This window comes from Streptomyces sp. NPDC042002, assembly GCF_055588305.1.
The window spans coordinates 145,730-168,039 of record NZ_JBVJCT010000017.1; the positions used below are offsets into that span (position 1 = coordinate 145,730).

Annotated in this window: 17 protein-coding genes; 11 read left to right on the top strand and 6 right to left on the bottom strand. The window is 71.1% G+C overall.

What is annotated here, in order from left to right:
* Positions 1–171: 171 nt before the first annotated feature.
* From ACZ6KY_RS24675 to ACZ6KY_RS24685, 3 genes are all read right to left on the bottom strand, one after another.
* Complete coding sequence (locus ACZ6KY_RS24675; protein ID WP_469312448.1) at positions 172–3,390, bottom strand: alpha-L-rhamnosidase; 3,219 nt, start codon at positions 3,388–3,390, stop codon at positions 172–174.
* 270 nt (positions 3,391–3,660) lie between these two features.
* A complete protein-coding gene (locus ACZ6KY_RS24680; RefSeq protein ID WP_469312449.1) occupies positions 3,661–3,873 on the bottom strand; it encodes a DUF397 domain-containing protein in 213 nt (70 codons plus the stop codon).
* A complete protein-coding gene (locus tag ACZ6KY_RS24685) occupies positions 3,870–4,700 on the bottom strand; it encodes a helix-turn-helix domain-containing protein (protein ID WP_469312450.1) in 831 nt (276 codons plus the stop codon). Before ACZ6KY_RS24685 ends, ACZ6KY_RS24680 begins: the two co-directional genes overlap by 4 nt.
* Positions 4,701–4,874: 174 nt before the next feature.
* On the opposite strand from ACZ6KY_RS24685, the gene ACZ6KY_RS24690 reads away from it, so the two are divergent.
* Positions 4,875–5,342 carry an ATP-binding protein gene (locus ACZ6KY_RS24690; RefSeq protein ID WP_469312451.1) on the top strand — a complete coding sequence of 156 codons (468 nt, stop codon included), beginning with the start codon at positions 4,875–4,877 and terminating at the stop codon, positions 5,340–5,342.
* 17 nt (positions 5,343–5,359) lie between these two features.
* On the opposite strand, the gene ACZ6KY_RS24695 is transcribed toward ACZ6KY_RS24690, so the two are convergent.
* The gene (locus ACZ6KY_RS24695) at positions 5,360–5,830 is read right to left on the bottom strand and encodes a GNAT family N-acetyltransferase (RefSeq protein WP_469312452.1); all 471 of its coding nucleotides are present in this window, start codon (positions 5,828–5,830) and stop codon (positions 5,360–5,362) included.
* Positions 5,831–5,982: 152 nt separating this feature from the next.
* On the opposite strand from ACZ6KY_RS24695, the gene ACZ6KY_RS24700 reads away from it, so the two are divergent.
* The 6 genes from ACZ6KY_RS24700 (at position 5,983) to ACZ6KY_RS24725 (ending at position 12,558) form a co-directional block, all read left to right on the top strand.
* Complete coding sequence (locus ACZ6KY_RS24700; RefSeq protein ID WP_469312453.1) at positions 5,983–6,747, top strand: SCO2525 family SAM-dependent methyltransferase; 765 nt, start codon at positions 5,983–5,985, stop codon at positions 6,745–6,747.
* Positions 6,748–6,817: 70 nt separating this feature from the next.
* Positions 6,818–8,659 carry an SCO2524 family protein gene (locus ACZ6KY_RS24705; protein ID WP_469312454.1) on the top strand — a complete coding sequence of 614 codons (1,842 nt, stop codon included), beginning with the start codon at positions 6,818–6,820 and terminating at the stop codon, positions 8,657–8,659.
* 2 nt (positions 8,660–8,661) lie between these two features.
* Positions 8,662–9,582, top strand: a complete 921-nt coding sequence (locus ACZ6KY_RS24710; protein ID WP_469312475.1) for an SCO2523 family variant P-loop protein — start codon at positions 8,662–8,664, stop codon at positions 9,580–9,582.
* Positions 9,579–10,559 (top strand): SCO2522 family protein, encoded by a 981-nt coding sequence (locus tag ACZ6KY_RS24715; protein ID WP_469312455.1) that lies wholly within the window; start codon positions 9,579–9,581, stop codon positions 10,557–10,559. The genes ACZ6KY_RS24710 and ACZ6KY_RS24715 overlap by 4 nt, the downstream gene beginning before the upstream one ends.
* Positions 10,559–11,524, top strand: coding sequence for an SCO2521 family protein (locus tag ACZ6KY_RS24720; protein ID WP_469312456.1), 966 nt, complete (start codon positions 10,559–10,561; stop codon positions 11,522–11,524). The genes ACZ6KY_RS24715 and ACZ6KY_RS24720 overlap by 1 nt, the downstream gene beginning before the upstream one ends.
* Before the next feature lie 41 nt (positions 11,525–11,565).
* On the top strand, positions 11,566–12,558 hold the full coding sequence (locus ACZ6KY_RS24725; protein ID WP_469312457.1) for a hypothetical protein: 993 nt from the start codon (positions 11,566–11,568) through the stop codon (positions 12,556–12,558).
* Between the two features lie 52 nt (positions 12,559–12,610).
* On the opposite strand, the gene ACZ6KY_RS24730 is transcribed toward ACZ6KY_RS24725, so the two are convergent.
* On the bottom strand, positions 12,611–13,306 hold the full coding sequence (locus tag ACZ6KY_RS24730) for a response regulator (protein WP_469312458.1): 696 nt from the start codon (positions 13,304–13,306) through the stop codon (positions 12,611–12,613).
* Entirely contained in the window at positions 13,303–14,565 is a 1,263-nt protein-coding gene (locus ACZ6KY_RS24735) for a sensor histidine kinase (RefSeq protein WP_469312476.1), read from the bottom strand. Before ACZ6KY_RS24735 ends, ACZ6KY_RS24730 begins: the two co-directional genes overlap by 4 nt.
* Before the next feature lie 337 nt (positions 14,566–14,902).
* Between ACZ6KY_RS24735 and ACZ6KY_RS24740 the strand changes: the two genes are divergently transcribed.
* From ACZ6KY_RS24740 to ACZ6KY_RS24755, 4 genes are all read left to right on the top strand, one after another.
* Positions 14,903–15,595 carry an ABC transporter ATP-binding protein gene (locus ACZ6KY_RS24740; protein WP_469312459.1) on the top strand — a complete coding sequence of 231 codons (693 nt, stop codon included), beginning with the start codon at positions 14,903–14,905 and terminating at the stop codon, positions 15,593–15,595.
* Positions 15,592–18,015 carry an ABC transporter permease gene (locus tag ACZ6KY_RS24745; protein ID WP_469312460.1) on the top strand — a complete coding sequence of 808 codons (2,424 nt, stop codon included), beginning with the start codon at positions 15,592–15,594 and terminating at the stop codon, positions 18,013–18,015. The genes ACZ6KY_RS24740 and ACZ6KY_RS24745 overlap by 4 nt, the downstream gene beginning before the upstream one ends.
* 345 nt (positions 18,016–18,360) lie before the next feature.
* Positions 18,361–19,116: a thioesterase II family protein gene (locus ACZ6KY_RS24750; protein ID WP_469312461.1), complete on the top strand. Its 756-nt coding sequence runs from the start codon at positions 18,361–18,363 to the stop codon at positions 19,114–19,116.
* Positions 19,117–19,411: 295 nt separating this feature from the next.
* Positions 19,412–22,270, top strand: a complete 2,859-nt coding sequence (locus ACZ6KY_RS24755) for a helix-turn-helix transcriptional regulator (RefSeq protein WP_469312462.1) — start codon at positions 19,412–19,414, stop codon at positions 22,268–22,270.
* Positions 22,271–22,310 lie beyond the last annotated feature (40 nt).

The window sequence follows — 22,310 nt, forward strand, 5'->3', positions numbered from 1 at the left end:
AGCGGGGATGCGCGTAGGGCTCGTGGCTCGGTGGGTCGGTGGGGGGGGGGGGCGGGGCGCGGGGGGGGGGGGGGAGGCAGCTCCCCCCCCCCCCCCCCCCCCCCCCCCCCCCCCCCCCCACTCCTGTTCCCTTCCGGGACACTCGGTCCTGGTTCCCCTTCGGGCACTCGGTCAGGCGGTGAACCTGTGGCTGCCGGAGCCGACCCGGTACACCGCGCAGCCGTCCTCCGTACGCAGGAAGGTCGCGCGGGTGTGGGAGACCGCCTCCGGTCCGGTCGCGGGGATCCACACCTCGGCCGTGGTGTTGGCGGGCACGGCGCAGGTGAGGTGGAAGCCGCCGGAGCGCTGGTGCCACCGCGTGGAGACCGGGCCGTACACGGAGGTGAAGGTGGCGCGCGCGGAGGTGACGTCGCCACCCGGGCGGGGACGGACGACGATCTCCCGGTAACCGGGCCGGCCCGGCGAGATCCCGGCGATGTTGGCGTACATCCACTCGCCCACCGAGCCGTAGGCGTAGTGGTTGAAGGAGTTCATGTCCGGGGTCTGGAAGCTGCCGTCGGGCCGGATGGAGTCCCAGCGTTCCCACATCGTGGTGGAGCCCTTGTCGATCTGGTAGCCCCAGCTCGGGAAGGAGCGCTGCTGGAGCAGCCGGTAGGCGACGTCGGTGTGCCCGGTGTCCGTGAGGACGGGCAGCAGCCGGGGCGTGCCGAGGAAGCCCGTCGACAGATGCCAGTCCTTCGCGCGGATCAGATCGACGAGCCGGCCGGCCGCCGCCGCGCGCAGGGCGTCCGGCAGCAGGTTCATCGACAGGGCGAGCACGTACGCCGTCTGTGTGTCGCCCTTCACCTTCCCGTCCGCGCCGACATAGGCGTTCTGGAACGCCTCACGGACGCGCTCGAAGAGGGTGACATGGGGCGCCGGGTCCTTGCCGAGCGCGGTGGCCATCCGGGCCACGAGGTCGGCGCTGTGCGCGAAGTACGCGGTGGCGATGACGTCCTTGGGCGTCTCGTCCGAGACGTTCAGCCAGTCCCCGTACCCGTCCGCCGGCCGCAGCAGGTTGTCGCTGTGGCGCTCCAGGTAGGCCAGCCAGGACTGGACGGACGACCAGGCGTCGGCCAGGACCTGCCGGTCCCCGTAGGCCTCGTACAGCGACCAGGGGACCGTGACACCCGCGTCGCCCCAGCCCGCGACGCCGTTGCCGACCGTTCCGACCATGGGCGCCACGTCCGTGAACGCGCCCTCGGCGGTCTGGCCGTCGCGCAGGTCCACGAGCCACTTGGCGAGGAACCTGGCCGACTCCATCGTGTAGGCGGCCGTGGGAGCGAAGACGTTGATGTCACCGGTCCAGCCCAGCCGCTCGTCGCGCGCGGGCGTGTCCGTCGGGACGGAGAGGAAGTTGCCGCGCTGCCCCCAAGTGATGTTGCTGTGCAGCTGGTTGAGCATCGGGACGTCGGTCTCGAACTCAAGGGTGAAGGGCGCCGACGTATGCATCACGCGACCGGTCACGGCCCGCGCGGAGGGAGTGCCGGGGAACCCGGTGAGCTCGACGTAGCGGAATCCGTGGAAGGTGAAGCGCGGTTCGTACGTCTCCTCGCCGCCACCCTTGAGGGTGTACGTGTCGGTCGCCGCGGCCGAGCGCAGATTCGCGGTGTAGAGAGTGCCGTCCGGGTTGAGGACCTCGGCGTGCCGCAGCCGCACGGTCGTCCCGGCGTCGCCCGAGACACGCAGCCGCACCGAGCCGACCATGTTCTGGCCCAGGTCGAAGACGAAGACGCCCGGCGCGGGTTCGGTCACCTTCTCGGCCGGCCGTTCACCGGCCACGCGCACCGGGCCGTCGGCCTGCGCGACGATCTGACCGGGAGCGCCGTCGCCCGCCGCGCGGACACCGAGCCAGGTCCCGTCGTCGAAACCGGGTGAGGTCCAGCCGGCGGTCTCCATCCGCGCGTCGTACGTCTCGCCGCCCAGCAGGTCGGCGGCGACGATCGGGCCGGCCGCGGCCCGCCAGTCCGTGCCCGAAGTGACGCGCTCACTGGTCCCGTCGGCGTACTCGATCTCCAACTGCGCCAGCAGCGCGGGGCGTTCACCGTACTGGTGCGGCCCGAACATGCCGACGTCGCCCGCGTACCAGCCCGGCGCCACATACGCGCCGATGGCGTTCGCGCCGGGCCGGAGCAGGGACGTGACGTCGTACGTCTGGTACTGGACGCGTTCGCGGTAGTCGGTCCAGCCGGGGGCGAGCTGATCGCGGCCCACCCGGCGGCCGTTGAGGTGGGCCTCGTACAGGCCGAGGGCCGTGGCGTACAGGCGGGCGCGGGCCACCTTCTTGCGCGGCAGCGTGAACCCGTGCCGCAGTTGGTTGGCGGCGAAGGACGCCGGAACGACCCTGCCCCAGGGGCCCGACCCCCACGCGGCGGCCACCTTCGCCGCGGACCAGCCGCTGTCGTCGAAACCGTCCCCGCGCCAGTCGCCCGAGGGCTCCGCGTCCGTCGTCCTCCAGGAGGCGTCGGTGACGATCCGCTGCTCACCGGAGGCCGTGCTCAGGGTGAGGACGGCGACCAGACCGGCGGGCCCCACCGTCGCGTTGGTCGCCGCGACCGCGAGGACGTTCCTGCCGGGGCGCAGCCTTCCCAGGACGTCGACGACGGCGGGTCGCCGCCAGCCGTCGTGGTCCGTCGCCAGATCGGTGCGGGCCACTTCGGCGCCGTTCACGGAGAGCGAGAAAACGTTGTCAACGGTGATGGCGATCTTCGCCGCCGTGACACCGTCCGGGACATCGACGACCCGCCGGAACCACCGCGTGTCCGCCGGAGCGCTGCTCGCCGGATCCCCCTCGGGGAACCAGATCCAGTCGCTGCCTTCGAGGGAGGGCGCGTCCGTGAGGACGGTGGGGGCGGAGACCCAGTCCGCCGACCACCGCGCGTCCATGAGCCCGGTCTCCCACCAGGACGGCGCGCTCCAGCCGGAGGCCGCGCCGTCGGTGTCCCAGACCCGCACGGACCAGAAGTAGCGTGTCCGTGGGGCGAGTCGAGGACCCGCGTACGGGACGAGGACGGACTGGTCGGACATCACCTTCCCGCTGTCCCAGACGTCCGGACGGGACAGCCTCGACCTGCTGGAGGCGACACGGAGTCGGTACGCGCTCTGGAGCGTCCCGGGCTTGTCCGAGACCATCGGCCAGCTCAGCCGGGGGTGTTGAGCGTCGAGACCCAAGGGGTGCTGGACGTATTCGACGGTCGGGGCGGTGATGCGGGGCGCTCCGCGCCGCGCCCGCGACCCGGCCGGCGCGGACGCCGGTGCCGACGTGGGCGCGGCCGCGGCCGGTCCCGCTCCGGCGGCCGTCGCGGCGACGGCGCCCGCCGCGCCCGCCAGGATGTTCCTCCTGCTGATCAACTGCGGCCCCTCACCTAGGAGTTGTGAATCGATTCAAATCAACGTCACAGCGGCGAACGTAGGGGCGCGAGGGGTGAGGGTCAATGAGTGTGCAGGGATTTTCCGAGGTTCCGGCCGTTGATCCGTGTCATCAAGGAGATCTGGCTGATTCGCGTCACCGGGGTGATTGAACGGTTTCAATCGGCCGGCGAGGTGGTGTTCCCGCAGGCACGCCCGTGCCCCGCGACCGATCGTGAACGGTCGCGGGGCACGGTGAGGTCGCGCCGCGTCTCAGTCGATGTGCCGGGCCGCGAAGCCGACGAAGTCGGTCCAGACGTTGTGGCTGACGCCGACTATGGGGCCTGCGGTGACTTTCGAGTCGCGTACGTGGGTGATGCCCATCCAGGGGGCTACTTCGACGCACTCGCCGCCGTTGCCCGCGCTGTAACTGCTCTTGAACCAAGCCAGGCTGTCCGTGTCAGGCCCGACCGCTACCCCGCTCATCTCTCTCCCAACAACTTCTCGATCAAAGAGAGCGATTCAGCCGGTGTGAGCGCCTGTGCACGGAGACTCCCGTACGCGGCCTCGACTTCCCGGACCTTCCCACGCTCCGTATGGACGCGGCTGTCACCTTGGACCTCCGTATAGGCGATCCTCCGCCCATCCACGGTCTCCATCAAGGTGAACGGTCCTGCCAGTCCTGCGTGTTGCACGCGAGACAGGGGCATCACCTGGATCTCGACGTTCCTTCTCTCTCCTGCCAGGAGGAGGTGTTCCAACTGGCCACGCCAGACTCCCTCCCCGCCGAGGGGGCGGTGAAGTACTGCCTCCTCGATCACAAAGGTCAAGTGCGGCGCGGGACGCCTGACGAAAATCTCATGCCGCGCCAGCCGTGCGGCCACTCGCTGTTCGATGACCCCTTCGTCCAGCAGCGGCCGCCACATGGCAAAGACCGCCCGCGCGTAGTCCTCCGTCTGCAACAACCCTGGTGTGGCCTGGGTCGCGTAAACATGCAGCTCAACCGCTTGCGCCTCCAAGCTCGCCGCATCCCGGAAGAACGCCGGATACTGCGCCCGGGCCACCTCCTCCTTCCCCGCGCCCAACACCCCGCCCGCGTCCAGTACTTCATCGGCCCGGTCGATGAACTTGGGTGGCGGGATCCGCCTCCCCTGTTCGAAAGAGGCGATCGTCGACGCCGAGTACCCCGTCCGCGCCCCCAGTTCCGCCCGGTCGAGACCCGCCCGCTCCCGGCACAGCTTCAACTGCCGTCCGAACACGTGCAGGATGCCCGCCCCGGGCTCGTGCTCACTCTCCGCCGACTGCTCCTCCACGCCCGGCACCTCCCGTACGCACCGTCAAGGGAACCGCTCCCGCGACCAACGCACCGTGAGGGAGGCCGGTCACGCCTCACTCCGCGTACAACGGCGCAGCCGTCACGTACAACGGGTGCCGGTCCGCGCGTCGTGCCTGTTCAAAGCTACGCACGGGCCGCGACCGTTCTGCCCATGAAGCCGGAAACCCACCCGCACAGGCATATGCCGCAACGCACGCTGGTCGCACTGGAGTTCGCGATGCGGTTCACATCGACCCCACGCGGCGCACGACTCGCCCGTCGGCTCATCTCGCACCGTCTGAACGAGTGGGGCCACCCGTACACGTCACCGGCCAACGAGACCGTCACCCTGATCACGGCGGAGCTCACGGCGAACGCCGTCCGGCACGGCCATGTCCCCGGCCGCGACTTCCACCTCCGGCTCGCCGCGACCGGACGTGTCCTGCGGGTCGAGGTCACGGACACCCGGGCCGAGAGGCTGCCGGTCCCGGCGGCGCCGTACCCGGACGGGGAATCCGGGCGCGGCCTCCTCCTTGTCGACGCCCTGGCCGACGACTGGGGGGTCACCCCGCGCCCGGCCGCCCCCGGCAAGACCGTATGGGCGGAGGTACGCCTCCCCGCGCCGGCGGGCACACCGTGAACACGGCGGGTGCGAGGTCACATGTCGAGTGTCATCAGGAGGCGATGGGCGCCGGGGCCGAAGTGGTCCGGGCGGGGGCCCGAGGGGTCGCGGACGAAGCCCAGGGACAGGTAGAGCGCTATGGCCGGGTCGTTGGCCGGCTCCACCCAGAGGAGGAGGGTCTCCGCGTCCGCGCTGCGGAGTTTCTTGAGGGTCTCCAGCATCAGTTGCCGGGCCACTCCCCTGCCTCGCACGGCGGGTGAGACTCCCAGGCTGACGATCCAGCTTTGCCCCTTGTGCGGTGGCGTGGCCAGGACGTAGCCGCAGACGCGGCCGTCGTCGTCTTCCACTACGAGCAGATGGTCCGGGTACATGTCCATGAACTGACGCATCAGGGAGAAGGGAAACGGGTCGGCGGGAAAGACTTCGTGATCCAGACGCAGTAGATCGGACATGTCCTGATCGCTGGCCTTGCTGACCCGGACGAACCAAGGGTGAAGTGCTCGCATCGAACCAGAATCGCCCTGCCGCTCGGCCCGTTCAAGTCCTCGGATCCGGTGTCGGGTGCCGCATGCGACCGTGCGCCCCTCATGCCTCCTTTGTCGGCAGGGATTCAGCAAGGAGGGGAAGTCGCGGATCGGCTCTGTTGATACCGTGGAGCATGCCTTTGGGATCACCCGGAAAACAGGCGCAGTTGAACGCGGACGCGCCGTGGGACGCCTTCGACCCCGCACTCTACGTCCAGAACAACTACCGCACGGTGCTGTCCGTGGACGAGACGATCATGTCAATCGTTCGCGCTCATTTCAGTGATCATTTCCGTAAGGCTCCCGCTCGGCCGGTCCGGGGTATCGACGTGGGGGCGGGAGCCAATCTCTATCCGGCCCTCTCGATGCTGCCCTGGTGCGACGAGATCACCTTGCTGGACAAGGCGAAACCCAACCTCCGCTATCTGCGGCAGCAGCTCGCCCGGCACGACGGGAGTTGGGACGACTTCTGGCGCAAGCTGTGCCTGGACGACGCCTACGCGTCGATGCCGGGCGGCCCCTGGCAGCGACTGGGCGATGTGGCGCGGGTCGAGCAGGGCGATGTCCTGAAGCCCGCCGAGCGAGGAGAGAAGTGGCAGGTAGGGACGATGTTCTTCGTCGCCGAGTCCATCTCCACCTCCCCCGATGAATTCCATTGCGCTGTCGAACACTTCCTGGAGTCCCTCGTTCCGGGAGCGCCCTTCGCGGCCGCCTTCATGGAGAACTCCGAGGGATATCAGGTGGGGGACACGTGGTTTCCCGCGTGCGAGGTGAAGCAGGCCGAAATCAGCGCCAGCATCGAGCGCCGCGCCGAGCGTGTGCAGACCCACCGGATCGGCGGTCCGGGGGAGGTGCGGCCCGGCTACACGTCCATGATCCTCGCGTGCGGTTTCCGGTGAGCGGGCAGCTTTCGAAGGGCCTTTAGGGCCTGTACGGCCGGGCGAGAGGGTCTGTGAGGGGGAGCACGGAATGCGGATCAAGCCGCGTCAGCACCTGCTCGATATGTGGCGGGCATCGGCTCGTCACTCTTTCGAGCAAGGAGTGTGGTCCTGGGGCGAAGGGGGTGGTCGCAGCAGTGTCGCCGACGCGGAACGACTGCTCTGCCTTCTGTACCCCGCGACGGAGATCCCGGCATTCCGCCTGGACGACCCCGACACCACCCAGCGGGATGTGAGAGAGGCTCTGCGCGACGCGGGAGACTCCACCGACATTCCCCTGCGACTCATCGAGATCCTGGGTGAGTTCATGAAGAAACACCACGACGGTGAAGCCCCCACCTTCGCCGGTGGCCACTACTTCGCCTCCGTCGACCCCGAGCGGGAACTCTCCGAGGAGCAGAGAGAACTCGACGTGGTCGACTCCTATTCCATGTCCGTGAGCCTGTGCCTGGCCACCCTCGGGTTCCTCAAGGTGTACCGGTCGACCGCTCGCGCGTCCGCCAGGGACCGCGTCGAGCAGCTCTGGGAGGACACGAGCGAGCGGCTGACCGCCGCGATCGTGGGCCTGCTGCGCTCCTTCACCGTCGACGTCGTCGAGATCTCGTCCGGTCAGGGGCAGGCGCTCGCGCGTCTGCTCGGCGGAGGCCGTCTGTCCGACCGGCAGGTCATGCAGCGATTCCAGCGCCGGTTCAAGCCGCTGCGCGCCCTGATCACCGAAAGCCTCACTCTGGGCCTGGACACGGACGTCCGCGACGAACTGCGCAACGAGAACCGCCTGTTCGAGTGCGGCTGGGCGTGGGGCGTGGTCAAGGACGCCCGCGAGATCCAGACGGAGTCGCGGACCGATCGCGGCACGCAGCCCCGGGGCGTCGCCCACCCCGTGCCCTACCTCCACTTCACCGTCGTCGCCCTCGACGGCATCATCGACCTCCTGTCCGAGCGCACCCTCACCCTCGGCCTGCTCGACGCCGAACAGCAGCAGCTGGCCTCGGCCCTGAGGCTGCGCTTCGAGATCACCCAGCAGTACTGGTCGACCATCGCCCGCTTCGACGACGACGCCTGGCCCCTGGAGGAGATCCCCTGGCGCACCACGCTGCAGCGGCTGGAATCGGAGTACTTCTCCCTCACGGTCGTCTCCATCCTGGTCCACGACCTGATGCGCCGAAGAACGACCGACCACGACCTCACCCGCATCGTCACCGTCATGGAACGCCTCGCCGAACGCGGCCGGATCACCGGTCGCACCATCCGTGACGACCCGGCCATCGCCCTGCACAGCCCCGGGATCACGATGCCACTGCTCGGCAGCGACGAACTCGGCCCGACCATGGCCTGGGTGATGAACGACTTCTCCACCCAGTTGCTCAAGCGGGCCGTCCAACTCTGCGCCCTGGCGGGCAACGTCGAGTCCGAGGAACGTCTGCTCCAACTGGCCGAGAGCGTCCTCGACCATGTGTGGCGGCGCCGTATCACCGAAGGCGAGGGCGCCGGGCTGTGGGACGACGTGCGGGCCGTCCATCCCGAGTCACCGGCTCCGACGACGACGCCGTCCTGGAGCGTCACCGAGCGCGTCACCGAATGCATGGTCGCAGCGCACGGGCTCTACGACCGTCCGCCGATCCCGAGCCTCGCCCTGTCCGCCGCGGCGAGGGAGGCGATCAGCGAAGCCGCCCATCTGCTGGGCAGGGAACAGAAGGATCACCCGGCACCGCCCTCCAGGACCCAGCAGGGAGAATGGACCAAGGGCATCGAAGCGGACCTCCGGCGCGCCCGGGAACTGATCGAACGGCGGCCCGGAACCGCCCTCGCGCTGGCACTCGACGTCCTCGTACGGCTCGACTCCCTCACCCGCGCCGCGGACCGGGAGGTGTGACCGTGCTCGTCCTCGCCGCCTCGGACAAGGGAGGGACCGGCCGCTCCGTCACCAGCGCCAATCTGGCGTACCGTCACGCCCTGGGCGGAGCGGACGTCTGCTTCCTGGACTTCGACTTCGGATCCCCCACCGCCTCCGCCGTGTTCGACCTGCCCACCACGGACCTGGAGGTCCAGGGAACCGGACTGCACTCCTATCTCCAGGGCGCGACCGGCGAACCGCACCGCGTCGACGTCTGGGCGCGCACCGAACACCCCGACCTGCGCGACCGGCCCAGCGGATCCGGCCGGCTCGTCCTGTTCCCGGGCGACCGCTCCGGAGGGGAGTTCGTCACCGGAGAGGACCAGCTCCACCGGTGCGTCGACCTCGTACTGAGCCTCAACCGAGAATTCGACATGATCGTCGTGGACCTCAGCGCCGGGCGCAGCTACGCGATGGATCTGGTCCTCGCGGCCACCGCACCCCGCGGCGGCCTCGGCAGACTGAAGCACCGCTGGCTCGTCTTCCACCGCTGGACCCACCAGCATGTGAGAGCCGCGGCCGAGCTCACCTTCGGCAGGCACGGCATCGTGCAGGCCGGTGCGGCCAGAGGGCACCGGCCCGAGACACTCAGCGGCTCCATCCGCTTCGTCCGAGCCGCCGTACCCGACCTGGAGTCACCCCTGTGGGCCCAGGTGACACCCGCCCAGTACGCGTGGATGCGGCAGTGCGACCGGGCACTTGAGGAACTAGCCGCCGACCGGGGCATCGGCGAGAGCCGGGTACTGGCATCGATTCCGCTCGAACCCGTCCTCCAGTGGCAGGAGCGCCTCATCACCGACGCGGACGTGCACGACCGCAGGATCGCCGCCAACGAGACCCTGCGGGCCTTGGGCGACCTGGCCCGGCGCCTGAACGACGAGAGGTACTGGGGGGAGCTGTGAACCGACCCAGCGCGGTCTTCCGGGAGACCAGCGCCGAACCCCGCACGGAGTCCGTGCCGTTCTCCCATGTGTCCCTGGAACTCGGGCACTTGTACATGGAGGACTTCACCGAGGGCGGCGACCGCCTTCGTCGGCACTTCGCGACGGCAAGGCCGTGGGTGGACGCCGCCCGCGCCGGCACCCAGCTCGCGGGCGGCCGACCGCGCGTGAGTACCTGCTTCCTGATCGACGACTACTTCTCCCGGCTGTCCACGCCGGCCGAGCTGATCCCCCCGCTCCTGGCCGCCGCCGCCGAGGCCGGGCTGACCATCGACTACCTTGCCCGCGAGTCCGGTTGCGCGGTCACGACCGGCGCCGATCGCGCGGAGCTCCACCTGGCCGAGTCCGTCCTGCAACGGCTGGTGGAGTCCCCGCCGCCCGGCAGCAGCGGGTTCCGGCCGCCCGTCAGCCGCATCGGTTGGCTCAGCAACGGCCGGCGCGCCCCGGCCCAGCGCACCTCGGCGGCCCTGGACTCCGCCGGCGCGGTCTGGCAGCCCCCGTCGGAGACCGGCGCCCGCGGCCACTCCGTCTTCATGGACGTCGAGTTGTGGAGCGACGCGGAGGAGCGGCGCACCTGGTCCTGCGCCTTCCTCGCCGCTGTCTGGCAGTTGGTCCGGCTGGGGCTCCTGCGCGACAACGGCCGCGCGGTGCTCGCGCCGACCCCCTGGGACGACAGGGAGTTCCCCGAGGACTGGGACGAACTGCCGTCCGTCGTACGGCTGAACCCGCGCGCCCAGCCCTTCACCGCCTACCTCACGTGCAGCGTGCTCCCCACCCGCTTCATGCCCGTCGAGCACGCCGTACGCGTCATCCTCGAACAGGTCCACATCGAGGCCCAGGTACAGGAACAGGTGAACCAGCGCTCCAGCCGCGAGAGTTTCCCCGTGCCAGCGGATGTCGCCGACCGCACGTCCTACGTCTTTCCACCAGGACTGTGATGAGTCACCTCGCCACGCACGCACCTCCCGCCATCGCCTGCGGCGAGGTACGCACCTGCATGCTGCCCGCCGGCAACGCGCTGGACGAGCGAGCGGCCACGCGTCTGCTGCACCTGCGCGCCGACGAACGGGTCAGGACCTCCCGGCGGCCGAACCGTCTCGCGGTCTCCCCGGACGTCCTCACCGGCGTCGACTGCGCTCTGCCCGCCTCCACGGGCACCCGGGTGCGTGCCGTGGGCACCGTGACCACCCGCGCCCTGCTCGTCGAGGGCCGGGTCCTCCAGTCCGCGGCCTCCTTCTTGCTCCCCGCCTTCGGAACCGACCGCCGACAGCCCTGGGGCTACTACCTGGCCCGGCCCGGATCCCTGATCCCCATCGGAAGACCGGCTGAGAAGCAGGTCGCCCAGGGCCTTCTCGGCAACCCTCAGCCAGGCCTGCTCGATGTCGGATCGATCGCCGAAAGCCTGCTGGCCAGGATCTCCCAGCACCAGATCCTCGACCACCGCGCCCCGCTCCGCGCCGCCGACACCGCACTGCGCTGGACGGTGACGACAGCCGCCCCCGGCGAGGAACCGTCCGCGCTGTTCACCATGGCCGACGAACGCCTGCGCACCCTCGAACTCCGTCTGCCGGGCGGTATCCCGCTCATCGCGGCGGCCGGACTCTGCGAGGACCTGGCCCTGCACGACTGGCTGCTCACGACCGTCACCGACAGACTCGACGGACTGAGAGTCAGCTCCACGGACAGCCGGAGCATCCTGAAGGTACTGCGCCCGCTCGTCGACCACCTGCTGCATCTGTGGATGCCCAGGGCCCGCCTGGACCCCGCCCTGCACACCGTCTGGGACCAGTTGGAGAAGACCCCGGGCTACAGCAGACAGTGGAACACGTCGGCACAACGCGTCAGGGACCAACTCGCGCTCCACGCAATCCAGTTGCCTGAGGAGGTGCCGACCCCGCACTGATCGGGCAGCATCCTGGGAGACATCTGGCGGGGGAGACGACCATGCACGGAGCAGCGGGGACGCCGGGGCCGGTGGCGGGCGGGGTGCGGATAGCGCCCATTGTGCTCAAGACGCTGGTCACCGTCGTCGTCAGCACCATCGCGTATGTGCTCACCAACCTGGTGCACCAGTCCGGCGACGAGCTGTGGAAGATCGCGGTGTCCGTCGTCATCGGCGGATCCGCTCTCATCGTCCAGTACATGGTCGACTTCGAGCAGCGGCTGGCGCAGATGGAGACCGGGCAGCAGGAGCGCGGCCGAGAGCACCAGGAACACTTCATCGAGCTCAGCGAGGCCGCCGGACTCCTGCGTGACCTGGACCAGGCGGGCATGAGCGCCGGCGACGCGAGACGCCTGATCAAGAGTCTGAGCCGGGTGGGGCAGCAGGGACCGGAGATCGTGAAGGCGTTCGCCCGGGCCGAGACGGAGAGTCTTGCCTTCGTCGTCACCGACCTGACCGGGATGACCGCCCAGTGGCCCCGGGACAACACCGAATGGCTCATCAGGCTCACCGAGTGCGCGCGTCGCACCATCGACGCCACGAGCAGTTCCGTCGACCAGCCGTTCTGGGACACGGACTCGGCGAAGCCGTATCTGGACGCCCAGATAGAGGCGATGCGGGCCCGCGGTGTCACCATCCGACGCCTGTTCATGATCAAGGAATCCGAGCGGAACGATCCGGCGTTCATGACACGGTTCCTCAAACTCTGCGAAGAGCAGCGCGGCTTCAGCATCGACGTACGCTTCCGCGTCCTGTCCTCCTCCGGATCTCCCGAGCGGCGGAACCGCAGGGCGGCGGCCGCCCGGGACGTCGTCATATTCGACAGCGAGCTGTGTCTGGAGTTCGACCCGGACCGGCAGGAGGGCAACGTGAAGACCCGGCTCGACGCGGACGGCCGGCGCATCGACGGCGAGGTGAGGACGTTCAACGAACTCTGGGCGACCGCCACCGAACCCACCACCCAGCCGGAGCCCTCACCCGGCCCCCAGGCGTGAGGTCTCCCGCCCCGTCGGATCGACGAACCGGGGTATGCCCCGGCCACGTCCGTCAGCCGGTGCCGGGCGGGCCCTGCGGGGAGATCAGACCGCTCTCGTAGGCGAGGACGACGGCCTGTACCCGGTCCCTCAGGTCGAGCTTCGACAGGATGCGGCCGACATGCGTCTTGACCGTGGTCGGGCTGAGGAAGAGGCGGTCCGCGAGTTCGGCGTTGCTGAGGCCGGTCGCCATCAGGCGCAGCACCTCCAGTTCGCGCGGGGTCAGCCCGGACAGGTCGCGGTGGAGGCCGGTCCGCGGGGACTCCTGGCGCTGCGCGAAGCGCTCGATCAGCCTGCGCGTGATCGTCGGCGCGAGCAGCGCGTCGCCGGAGCGCACGAGGCGCACGGCTGCCACGAGGTGTTCGGGGGTGACGTCCTTGAGCAGGAAGCCGCTCGCTCCGGCGGTGAGCGCCGCGTACACGTAGTGGTCGAGGTCGTACGTGGTGAGGATGATGACCCGGGTGCCGTCACAGCCGTCGGGTCCGCCGCCGAGAATGCGCCGGGTGGCCTCGATGCCGTCCATCCGCGGCATCCGGATGTCCATGAGGACGACGTCGGGCCGGGTGCGCCTGACGGCGTCGACCGCCTCGGCCCCGTCCGCCGCCTCGGCCGTCACCTCGATGCCGTCGGCGGCGAGGATCATCCCGAAACCCGTACGCACCAGGGCCTGGTCGTCCGCGATGACCGCGCGCAGGGCGGGACCGTTCACACCGCCTCCCACGGGACCCGGGCCGTGACCCGGTATCCGCCGGTGGGCGTGGGCCCGGCGGTGAGCTCGCCGCCGTAGACCGCGAGCCGCTCGCGCAGCCCGATCAGTCCGCGGCCGTTGCCGTCCACCGCGGGCGAGTCCCGGACGGCTCCCGTGTCGGTCACCTCGATCTCCAGCCACGGGCCGGCGAAGCCGATCGCCACCGCCGCACCGGCGCCCGCCGCGTGCTTGATCGCGTTGGTGAGCGCCTCCTGGACGACGCGGTACGCCGTGAGTTCCACCCCGGGCGGCAGAGGCCCGGGAGGCAGCGACACCGTCAGACTCACCGGGGTCCCGGCGGCCCGCACTCTTTCGGCGAGGGCGTCGAGCTGCCCGAGGCCGGGCTGCGGTTCCAGGCCGTCGGCGGGGCTGTCGGCGCCCGCGTCCGGACCGGCGAGCAGGCCCATCACATGGCGGAGTTCGGCCATGGCGGCGCGGCCGCCGGCCTCCACCGCCAGCAGCGCTTCCTTGGACCGCTCCGGGGCCGCGTCCATCACCTTGCGCGCCGCGCCCGCCTGAATGACCATCACGCTCACATTGTGGGTGACGACGTCGTGCAGTTCGGCGGCTATCCGGGCGCGCTCCTCCTCGACGGCCCGGCGCATGGCCTTCTCCTGGGCCTGCTGGAGGTCCGTGAAGCGTTTCCGGCTGGCCTCAAGCCGCAGGCGCCCGAAGCGGACGAGGCTGGCCAGCACCCCGACGAGCAGGAGCACGACGGCCGGGCTGGACCAGCCGGGGAGCACGGGGTCCGAGTCCCGGAACGCGACACCCGCCAGCACGGCGGCGACGATCAGCGCGGCCATCGCCCGCGTCCGGTAGCGGCTGTGCGCGACGGCTCCGTACGCGCCGATCCCGCAGGTCAGCACGTTGATCCAGGAGACGCTGTCACCTATGGCCAGTGCGGCGGCGGCGACCACCCCGAACGCGAGCAGCGGATACCTGCGCCTGGCCACGAGCGGCAGCGCCGACAGCACGACCAGGACCCATGGCGCGGAGGACCGTGAGTCGTACGGGGCCTCCGGGCCAGGGACCGGAGGCCACTCCGGGTACGGGATCGCGCCCCGGCTCTCGGACACGGCCCTGGAGCTGATCCGTACCGGCCCGTCGCCGGGGTAGCGCGCCGCCACGACCAGCGCGACGACGGTCAGCACGAGGGCCAGCACCACGTCCACGCGCACCGCCCGCCGGGACGGCGGGGCGGGCTCACCCTCCGGCCGCATCGCGTCGCGGACGTGCGCCCACCACGTCCCCGGCCGCAGCACGTCGCCGGCCCGCTCTCGCCAGGTGCCCGCCCACGGCGTGTCACGTGGCCGCCCGTACGGGTCCTCCGTCTTCATCCGCACATTGTGTGGCCCCGCCGCACGGGTCCGCGTCCGCCTGCGCGGCCGGGGCCCCTGTCCGCCAGGAGTACTCCTCGGGGATGACCCCTCGGCCGGGTCCTCCGCGGGGAGGGCCCGATGTCGGTGCCGCGGCCGACGCGCCGGGCCGGCGTCCGCCCGTACGTTCACCGGGCCCCACCGGGCATCGGCTCCTCGACCACGAAGGACGGACACACCCATGACTCAGGTGATCGAACTGGAGGGCGTGGCCAAGCGGTACGGAGGCGCCGACGCCCCGGCCCTCGGACCGGTCGGCCTCCGCGTGGCCGAGGGCGAGGCCCTTGCCGTGACGGGTCCGTCCGGCAGCGGCAAATCCACGCTGCTCAACCTCGTCGCCGGTCTGGACCGGCCGAGCGAGGGCACCGTGACCGTGGCCGGGCAGCGTATCGACCGGCTGAGCGAGCACGCGCTGGCCCGGTTCCGCCGCGAACACGTCGGCATGGTCTTCCAGTTCTTCAATCTGCTCGACGACCTCACCGTCGCCGACAACATCCAGCTCCCCGCCCAGCTCACCGGGACCGCCCGGCGGGCGGCGGCGTCCCGTGCCGGGGAGCTGATGGACGTGCTGGGAATCCAGAAGCACGCCCGCGCCTATCCGGGGCGGTTGTCCGGTGGTGAACGCCAACGGGTCGCGGTGGCACGGGCCTTGGTGAACCGGCCCGCTCTGCTGCTCGCCGACGAGCCGACCGGCGCGCTGGACACCGCGTCGGGGCAGGAGGTACGGGAACTGCTCGTGGATCTGCACCGCGGCGGGCAGACCGTCGTCCTCGTCACGCACGACCTGGAGCTGGCCCGGGCGTGCGCGCACCGCACGATCCATCTGGTGGACGGCCGCGTGGCCGTCGACACGCAGGCGGAGGCCGTCCGATGAGCCGGTTCGGCGGCGGCGCGCTGGGGCGGGTCGTGCGCTCCGGGGTCGGCAGACGACGCGTCCAGACACTGGTGATCGCCGTGGCCACGATGATGGCGGTGGCCTCGGCCGTGGTCGCCGGGTCCCTCATGGTCGCCACGAACGCCCCCTTCGACCGTGCCTTCGCGCAGCAGCACGGCCCGCACGTCACCGCGCAGTTCGACCCGGACCGGGTGAGCGCGGCCCAACTGGCGAGCACCCGCCGCCTGGACGGGGTCACGGCGAGCGCGGGACCCTTCCCGTCCACCACGATCAGCCCGGTGGGCCGGGACGGCGGACACCTGCCCGCGCTGACGCTGGTCGGACGGTCAGGTCCGGGAGGCGACGTGGACGAACTGGACCTGAAGTCGGGCCGGTGGGCACGCGAGTCCGGCGAGATCGTGCTGTCCGCCTCGTTCTCCGGCCCGGACCTCAAGCTCGGCTCGACACTGATGAGTTCCGGCTCCGAGAACGCGCGGACGCTGACCGTCGTCGGCTTCGCGCTGTCCGCCGGCGCGAGCGCCGACGTCTGGACGACCCCCGCCGAGGTCAGGTCGCTCGCGACCGGGGACAGCGGCCTCACGAGCCAGATGCTCTACCGCTTCGACTCCGCGGGGACGAAGTCGCGGATCGCGGGCGACCGGAAGCGGCTCGCCGCCGCCCTGCCCTCCGGGGCGCTGATCGGTACGCAGTCGTGGCTGGACACCAAGCGTGCCGCCGATCAGGGCGCGGCGGCGACGATCCCGTTCCTGTTCGCGTTCGGCGTGCTCGGCATCGTGATGTCGGTGATCATCGTCGGCAGCGTGATCAGCGGTTCCGTCGGCACCGGTCTGCGCCGGATCGGCATCCTGAAGGCCATCGGATTCACCCCGCGCGAGGTCGTACGGGCTTATGTGGCCCAGGCGTTGATCCCGGCCGGGGCGGGTATCGCCCTGGGGGTCGTCCTGGGCAACCTGCTGGCCGTGCCGCTGCTCGACGACACCGAGTCCGTGTACGGCACGGTGTCGCTCTCGGTGGCCTGGTGGGTGGATGTCGTGGTGCCGGCCTGCGCGCTGCTCGTGGTCGGGATCGCGGCGCTGGTGCCCGCGCTGCGGGCCGGGAGGCTGCGTACGGTCGAGGCGATCGCCGTCGGCAGGGCGCCGCGCTCCGCGCGCGGCCAGTGGGCGCACCGCGCGGCCGGGCGGCTCCCGCTGCCCAGGCCGGTGACGTACGGCCTCGCGAGTCCCTTCGCGCACCCCGTGCGCGCCATCGCGATGGTCCTCGCGGTGACCTTCGGGACAGTGGCCGCGACGTTCGCGGTGGGACTGACGCAGTCCCTCGACGCGGTCGCCGGCGCGCAGGATCCCGAGAACCGCGCCGATGTCACCGCCATCAGCGGCGGCCCCGCCGCGGGCTCCGGGCCGGGCCGGGTGGAGAAGACGCGGAAGCAGTCCGCGGCCGGCCCCGAGCGCGCGCCCGCCGCCTCGGGACAGAACCAGGGGCAGCCGTCGGCCGATCCTGAGGCGGTGCGTGCCGCCGTCGCGGCGCAGCCCGGCACCGCCTCGTACTACGGCGTGGCGACGGGCGACGCCACGGTGTCCGGGATCTCCGGCACCGTCCGGGCCGTCCTCTACCAGGGTGACTCGCGCCCCGGCGGCTACGAGATGATCGCGGGGCACTGGCTCTCCGGGCGGGGCCAGGTCGTGGTGCCCACCCGCTTCCTGGAGAGGACGGGCACCAGGATCGGCGACACCGTGCGGGTGACCTTCGAGAAGGATACGGAGCGCCTGCGGATCGTCGGCGAGGCCTTCGACACGTCGGACGACGGCATGCGGGTCCACGCGGATCTCGACAGCTTCGCCACGGTGGAGCCGCAGGCCTTCCACATCGAGGTCGAGCCGGGGGTCTCTCCCGCCGACTACGCGCGAGAACTCGGCAAGGTGGTCAAGCCGCTGGGCGGCGACGTCTTCGCCGACTCCGCCCCGCAGGACGGGAACATGATCCTCGTACTGGAGGCGATGGCCGGTCTTCTCACCCTGATGCTGGTCTCCGTGGCGGGCCTCGGAGTACTCAACTCCGTCGTCCTCGACACCCGCGAGCGTGTCCACGACCTGGGAGTGTGCAAGGCGCTCGGTATGTCCCCGCGGCAGACCGTGTCTCTCGTGCTCGCCTCGGTGGCCGGGATCGGTGTGCTCGGCGGGCTGATCGGCGTCCCGGCCGGGTTCGCGCTGCACGGCTATGTGCTGCCGGTCATGGGAGAGGCCGCGGGCACCGGCCTGCCGCCGTCGGTCCTCGATGTGTACGACACCTCGCAACTGGTGCTGCTGGGCCTGGCCGGAGTGCTCGTCGCCCTGCTGGGCGCGATGGTCCCGGCGGGCTGGGCGGCCAAGGTCCGTACCGCCACGGCGTTGCGCACCGAGTGACCGGTGGGCGGCACTTTGCAGAGGGTTCCCTTCAGGGCCTTAAATCATGGGTAAAGAAACCGGCCCCCGGGTGAACCAGTCGCGGTGTTTGTTATCGGGCGGCGGTCGTAGGGGTGTACGGGCAAAGCGCGCGCGTCCGGCTGGGTTGCCGGGGTGGTTCGGGTGGGCGAACACCTGGTCAGAATGGTGGAACGGGGGGTTCCAGCTAAAGGGGTGGGTAGGGGTACTCCCGAGTTTGTCGGCTCTGCTAGACATGACCTTGCCCGTAGCGCGTGCGAAGGTGGAACAAGGGTTCGAGAGAAACGGGCGCGCTGCATCTGGGGCTGAACAGGGGGTTTCAATCCGTTGATTGAAAAGCAAAACACCGGTCGCTGGGTTCGCCGTTACCATGCGTCGGACGAAAGCCCGATCCAGCTGGTCTGTCTGCCGCACGCGGGCGGGTCGGCCTCTTTCTATTTCCCGATGTCCCAGGCGCTGGCGCCCGCCGTGGACGTGCTCTGCGTGCAGTACCCGGGTCGCCAGGACCGCCGGGACGAGCCCGGCATCACCGAGATCGGCGCCTACGCCGACGCGCTGATCAGCCAGATCCTCCCCTGGACCGACCGGCCGCTGGCCTTCTTCGGGCACAGCATGGGCGCCGTCCTGGCGTTCGAGGTGACCCGCAGGCTGGAGCGTGACCACGGGGTCGCCCCGGTGCGGATCTTCGCCTCCGGCCGCCGGTCGCCCGCCAGTCACCGGCACGAGAGCGTGCACCTGCGTGACGACGACGGCATTGTCGAGGAAATGCGCGAACTCAGCGGAACCGACGGGAGGATCCTCGGCAACGAGGAAATCCTCCGCATGGTGCTGCCCGCGATCCGCACCGACTACACGGCGATCGAGAACTATCGCGCATCGGCCGAGGACTCGGTCCGCGCACCCGTCACCGTACTGACCGGGGACGCCGATCCCCGCACCAGTTCGGAGGAAGCGGAAGCCTGGGCGGCACACACGTCCGGCGCGTTCGATATCCATCGTTTCCCGGGCGGCCACTTCTTCTTGGCGAACCATCAGGAGCGGATCCTGAAGATTGTCTCCGAGGAACTCACCGCCGTACGTTGAAAATCGGACGGAATTTCGAGCACGTACAATATCGGTAGCGGCCGGGGGACCAACCCGGCCCGGCCCCCGCCAGAAGACGCACTGGCGCCGGGGCCCAGCGCGTCGCCCGGCCCCTGGCCGAACGGCGACGATCGCACGGGGCGGGTCGCCGAGTTGACCCGGGCAGCGCGCCTCGCGCGCTGCCCGCACGCCCCCTTCGCGCACCGGCCGCTCGATGTGGCGCCCTGACCAGGCGTCCACCGTGCCGGTCGCGCGGTTCTCAGGAAAGTCATGCGTATCGGGGGAAGGAAAGCCAGTGGCCGCGAGGCTCGTCGAGCGGGACAAGCAACTGGAGATATTGAGGGAACTGCTCGGCAGCGCCGAGAGAGGGCGCGGGCGCGTCGCTGTCATCAGCGGCGTGGTCGCCGGCGGAAAGACAAGTCTGCTGGAGGGCTTCACCCAGGAAGCCATCACCGCGGGCGCGCTCGTACTGGAGGCTGCCGGATCCCGCGCCGAACGCTATCTGCCGTTCGGCATCCTGCGCCGGATCCTCGACGCCGCCGCCCCTCACGCGCCCGACGTCCACGCCTACGCGCTCTCCCTGCTGGACCAGGCGCTCGGCGGCGCCGCCGACGGCGACGGCGCCATGGACGCCGGCATGGCCGTACTGCCGCACCTGTCCACCGCGCTGCTGCGGATCGCCCGGGACCGCACCGTGGTCATCGCCGTCGACGACGTGCACCACGGCGACGACGTCTCCCTCGCCTTCCTGCTCTGCCTCGCCCGCCGGGTACGCCAGGCCGGGGTCCTCATCGTGCTGACCGCCGCCGTCCGGCTGCGGCCCGCCCAACTCGCCTTCCACGCCGAGCTCCAGCGCCAGCCCAACTGCACCAGCCTGCGACTGCCGCTCCTCACCGCCGAGGGCACCGCGCGGGTGCTGGCCGACCACTTCTCGCCCGCCGCCGCCCAGCGGCTGGCCGCCGAGTGCCAGGAGACCACAGGCGGCAACCCGCTGCTGGTCGGAGCGCTCATCGAGGACGGACTGCGAGCGCGGGAGACCAGCGAGCCCTTCCAGCGGCTGGGCCCCGCCGAGACCTTCGAGCGGGCCGTCATGGACTGCCTGTACCGGGGCGACCCCGAACTCCTCGCCGTCGCCCGCGCCGTCGCCGTCCTCGGCGACTCCGGATCCGCGCGCCTGCTCAGCCAGGTCGCCGACCTGCACGTGAAGGCCACCGAGCAGGCGCTGCGGGACCTGGGCGGGTGCGGACTGGTGCGCGGCGCCGCCTTCCGGGACCCGGCCGCGCGGGACGCGGTGCTCGAAGCGCTGCCGCCCGCTGCCCTGTCCGCCCTGCACCAGCGCGCCGCCCGGCTGCTGCACCAGGAGGGCGCCGCCGCCCTCGACGTCGCCCGCCACCTGCTCGCCGCCCGTCGCACCGCCGAGGAGTGGGCGATCCCCGTGCTGCAGGAGGCCGCCGAGTACGCCCTCGTCGGTGACGAGCACCAACTGGCGCTCCAGTTCGGCGAGCTGGCCGTCTCCTCCTGCCCCGAGGGCTCCCGCCACGCGGCCCTGAACTCCCGGCTGGTGAGCATCGTCTGGCGCAGCAGCCCGGCGGCGGCCGAGAGCCATCTGCGCCGGCTCGCGCGCGAGCTGGCCGACGGACTGCTCACCGACCGCGACCTCGTCCAGACCGTCTCCTGCCTGGTGTGGATGGGCGAGGCGCGACGCGCCGGCGAGGCCCTGCGACACCTGCGGACCTCGGGCAGCCAGGCCGTGGCCGACGGACGTCTCCCGGCGTACGACCCGGGCACCCTCGCCGCCGCCCGCAACTGGCTCTCCATGATCAGCCCCCCGCTCGCCGACACCGACACCGAACAGGACACCCCGGCAACGCTGTCGGGCACCCGCGCCACCGACGCGATCCCCTACGACATGCCGGACAACGCCCACGTCCAGGCCGCCGACGCCATGCGCACCGCACTGCGCGGCACCCAGCACGCCGAGGCGACCGTCGCCGAGGCCACCCGGGTGCTCCAGCGTTACGCGCTCAGCGACCGCACCCTCCAGCCCCTCGTCTTCGCGCTGCTCGCCCTGGTCTACGCGGGGCGTCCCGACCTCGCCCTTGCCTGGTGCGAGCGGCTGCTGGGGGAGTGCTCCGCCCGCAACGCCCCCACCTGGCAGGCCGCGCTCAGCGCGGTGCGCGCCGAGATCTCGCTGCGCCGGGGCGACCTGCCGGGCGCCGCCGCCCAGGCCCGGCACGCCATGTCGCTGATCTCCCCGCAGAGTTGGGGCATCAGCGTTGCCCTGCCGCTGGCGACCCTCGTCGAGGCCGAGACCCACATGGGCAACCACGAGGACGCCCGGAGCCTGCTCGAACAGCCCGTTCCCGAGGCCATGTTCGAGACTCTGCTCGGCCTGCACTACCTGCGCGCCCGGGGCCGCAGCCACCTCGCCACCGGCCGCTACCACGCCGCCCTGCGCGACTTCCTCAACTGCGGTGAGCTGATGCAGTCCTGGCAGGTCGACGCGGCCGAACTCGTGCCGTGGCGGCTGGACGTCGCCGAGGCCTGGCTCGCCCTGGGCAAGCCGGCCCGCGCCAAGGAGTACACCGAGCAGCAGCAGCGCCGCGAGACCGGCACCCAGGGCAGCCGCACCCGCGGGCTGCTCCTGCTGTCCGCGGCCCGCACCGGGACCGACCTCTCCGCCCGGCTCAAGCGCCTCACCGAAGCGGTCGAGACCCTGGAGGAGGGCGGCAGCAGGGTCCATCTGGCCGTCGCACTGGGCGAGTTGGGCGGCGGATACCGTGCGCTCGGCGACTTCAACCGGGCCCGGATGCTGGTGCGCAAGGCCTGGCACGTCGCCAAGTCCTGCGGCGCCGAGCCGCTGTGCCGGCAGTACATGCCCGGCCACGGCGACGGCGAGGTCCCGGTGCCCGCCGGGCCGGCGGGCGGCGAGGCGGAGCAGCCCAAGGAGGTCGAGGTCCTCTCCGAGGCCGAGGCGCGCGTGGCCCTGCTGGCCGCCCGGGGCCACACCAACCGCGAGATCGCCACCAAGCTGTACGTGACCATCTCCACGGTCGAGCAGCATCTGACGCGGATATACCGCAAGTTGAAGGTGAAGCGTCGCCGGGACCTGCCCGACCGCCTCTCGGACGTGTGCCTGCCGGGCGTCGCCTGAGCGTACGGGCGGTCCGCCCGGCGGCACTTCGCCCCGCCGC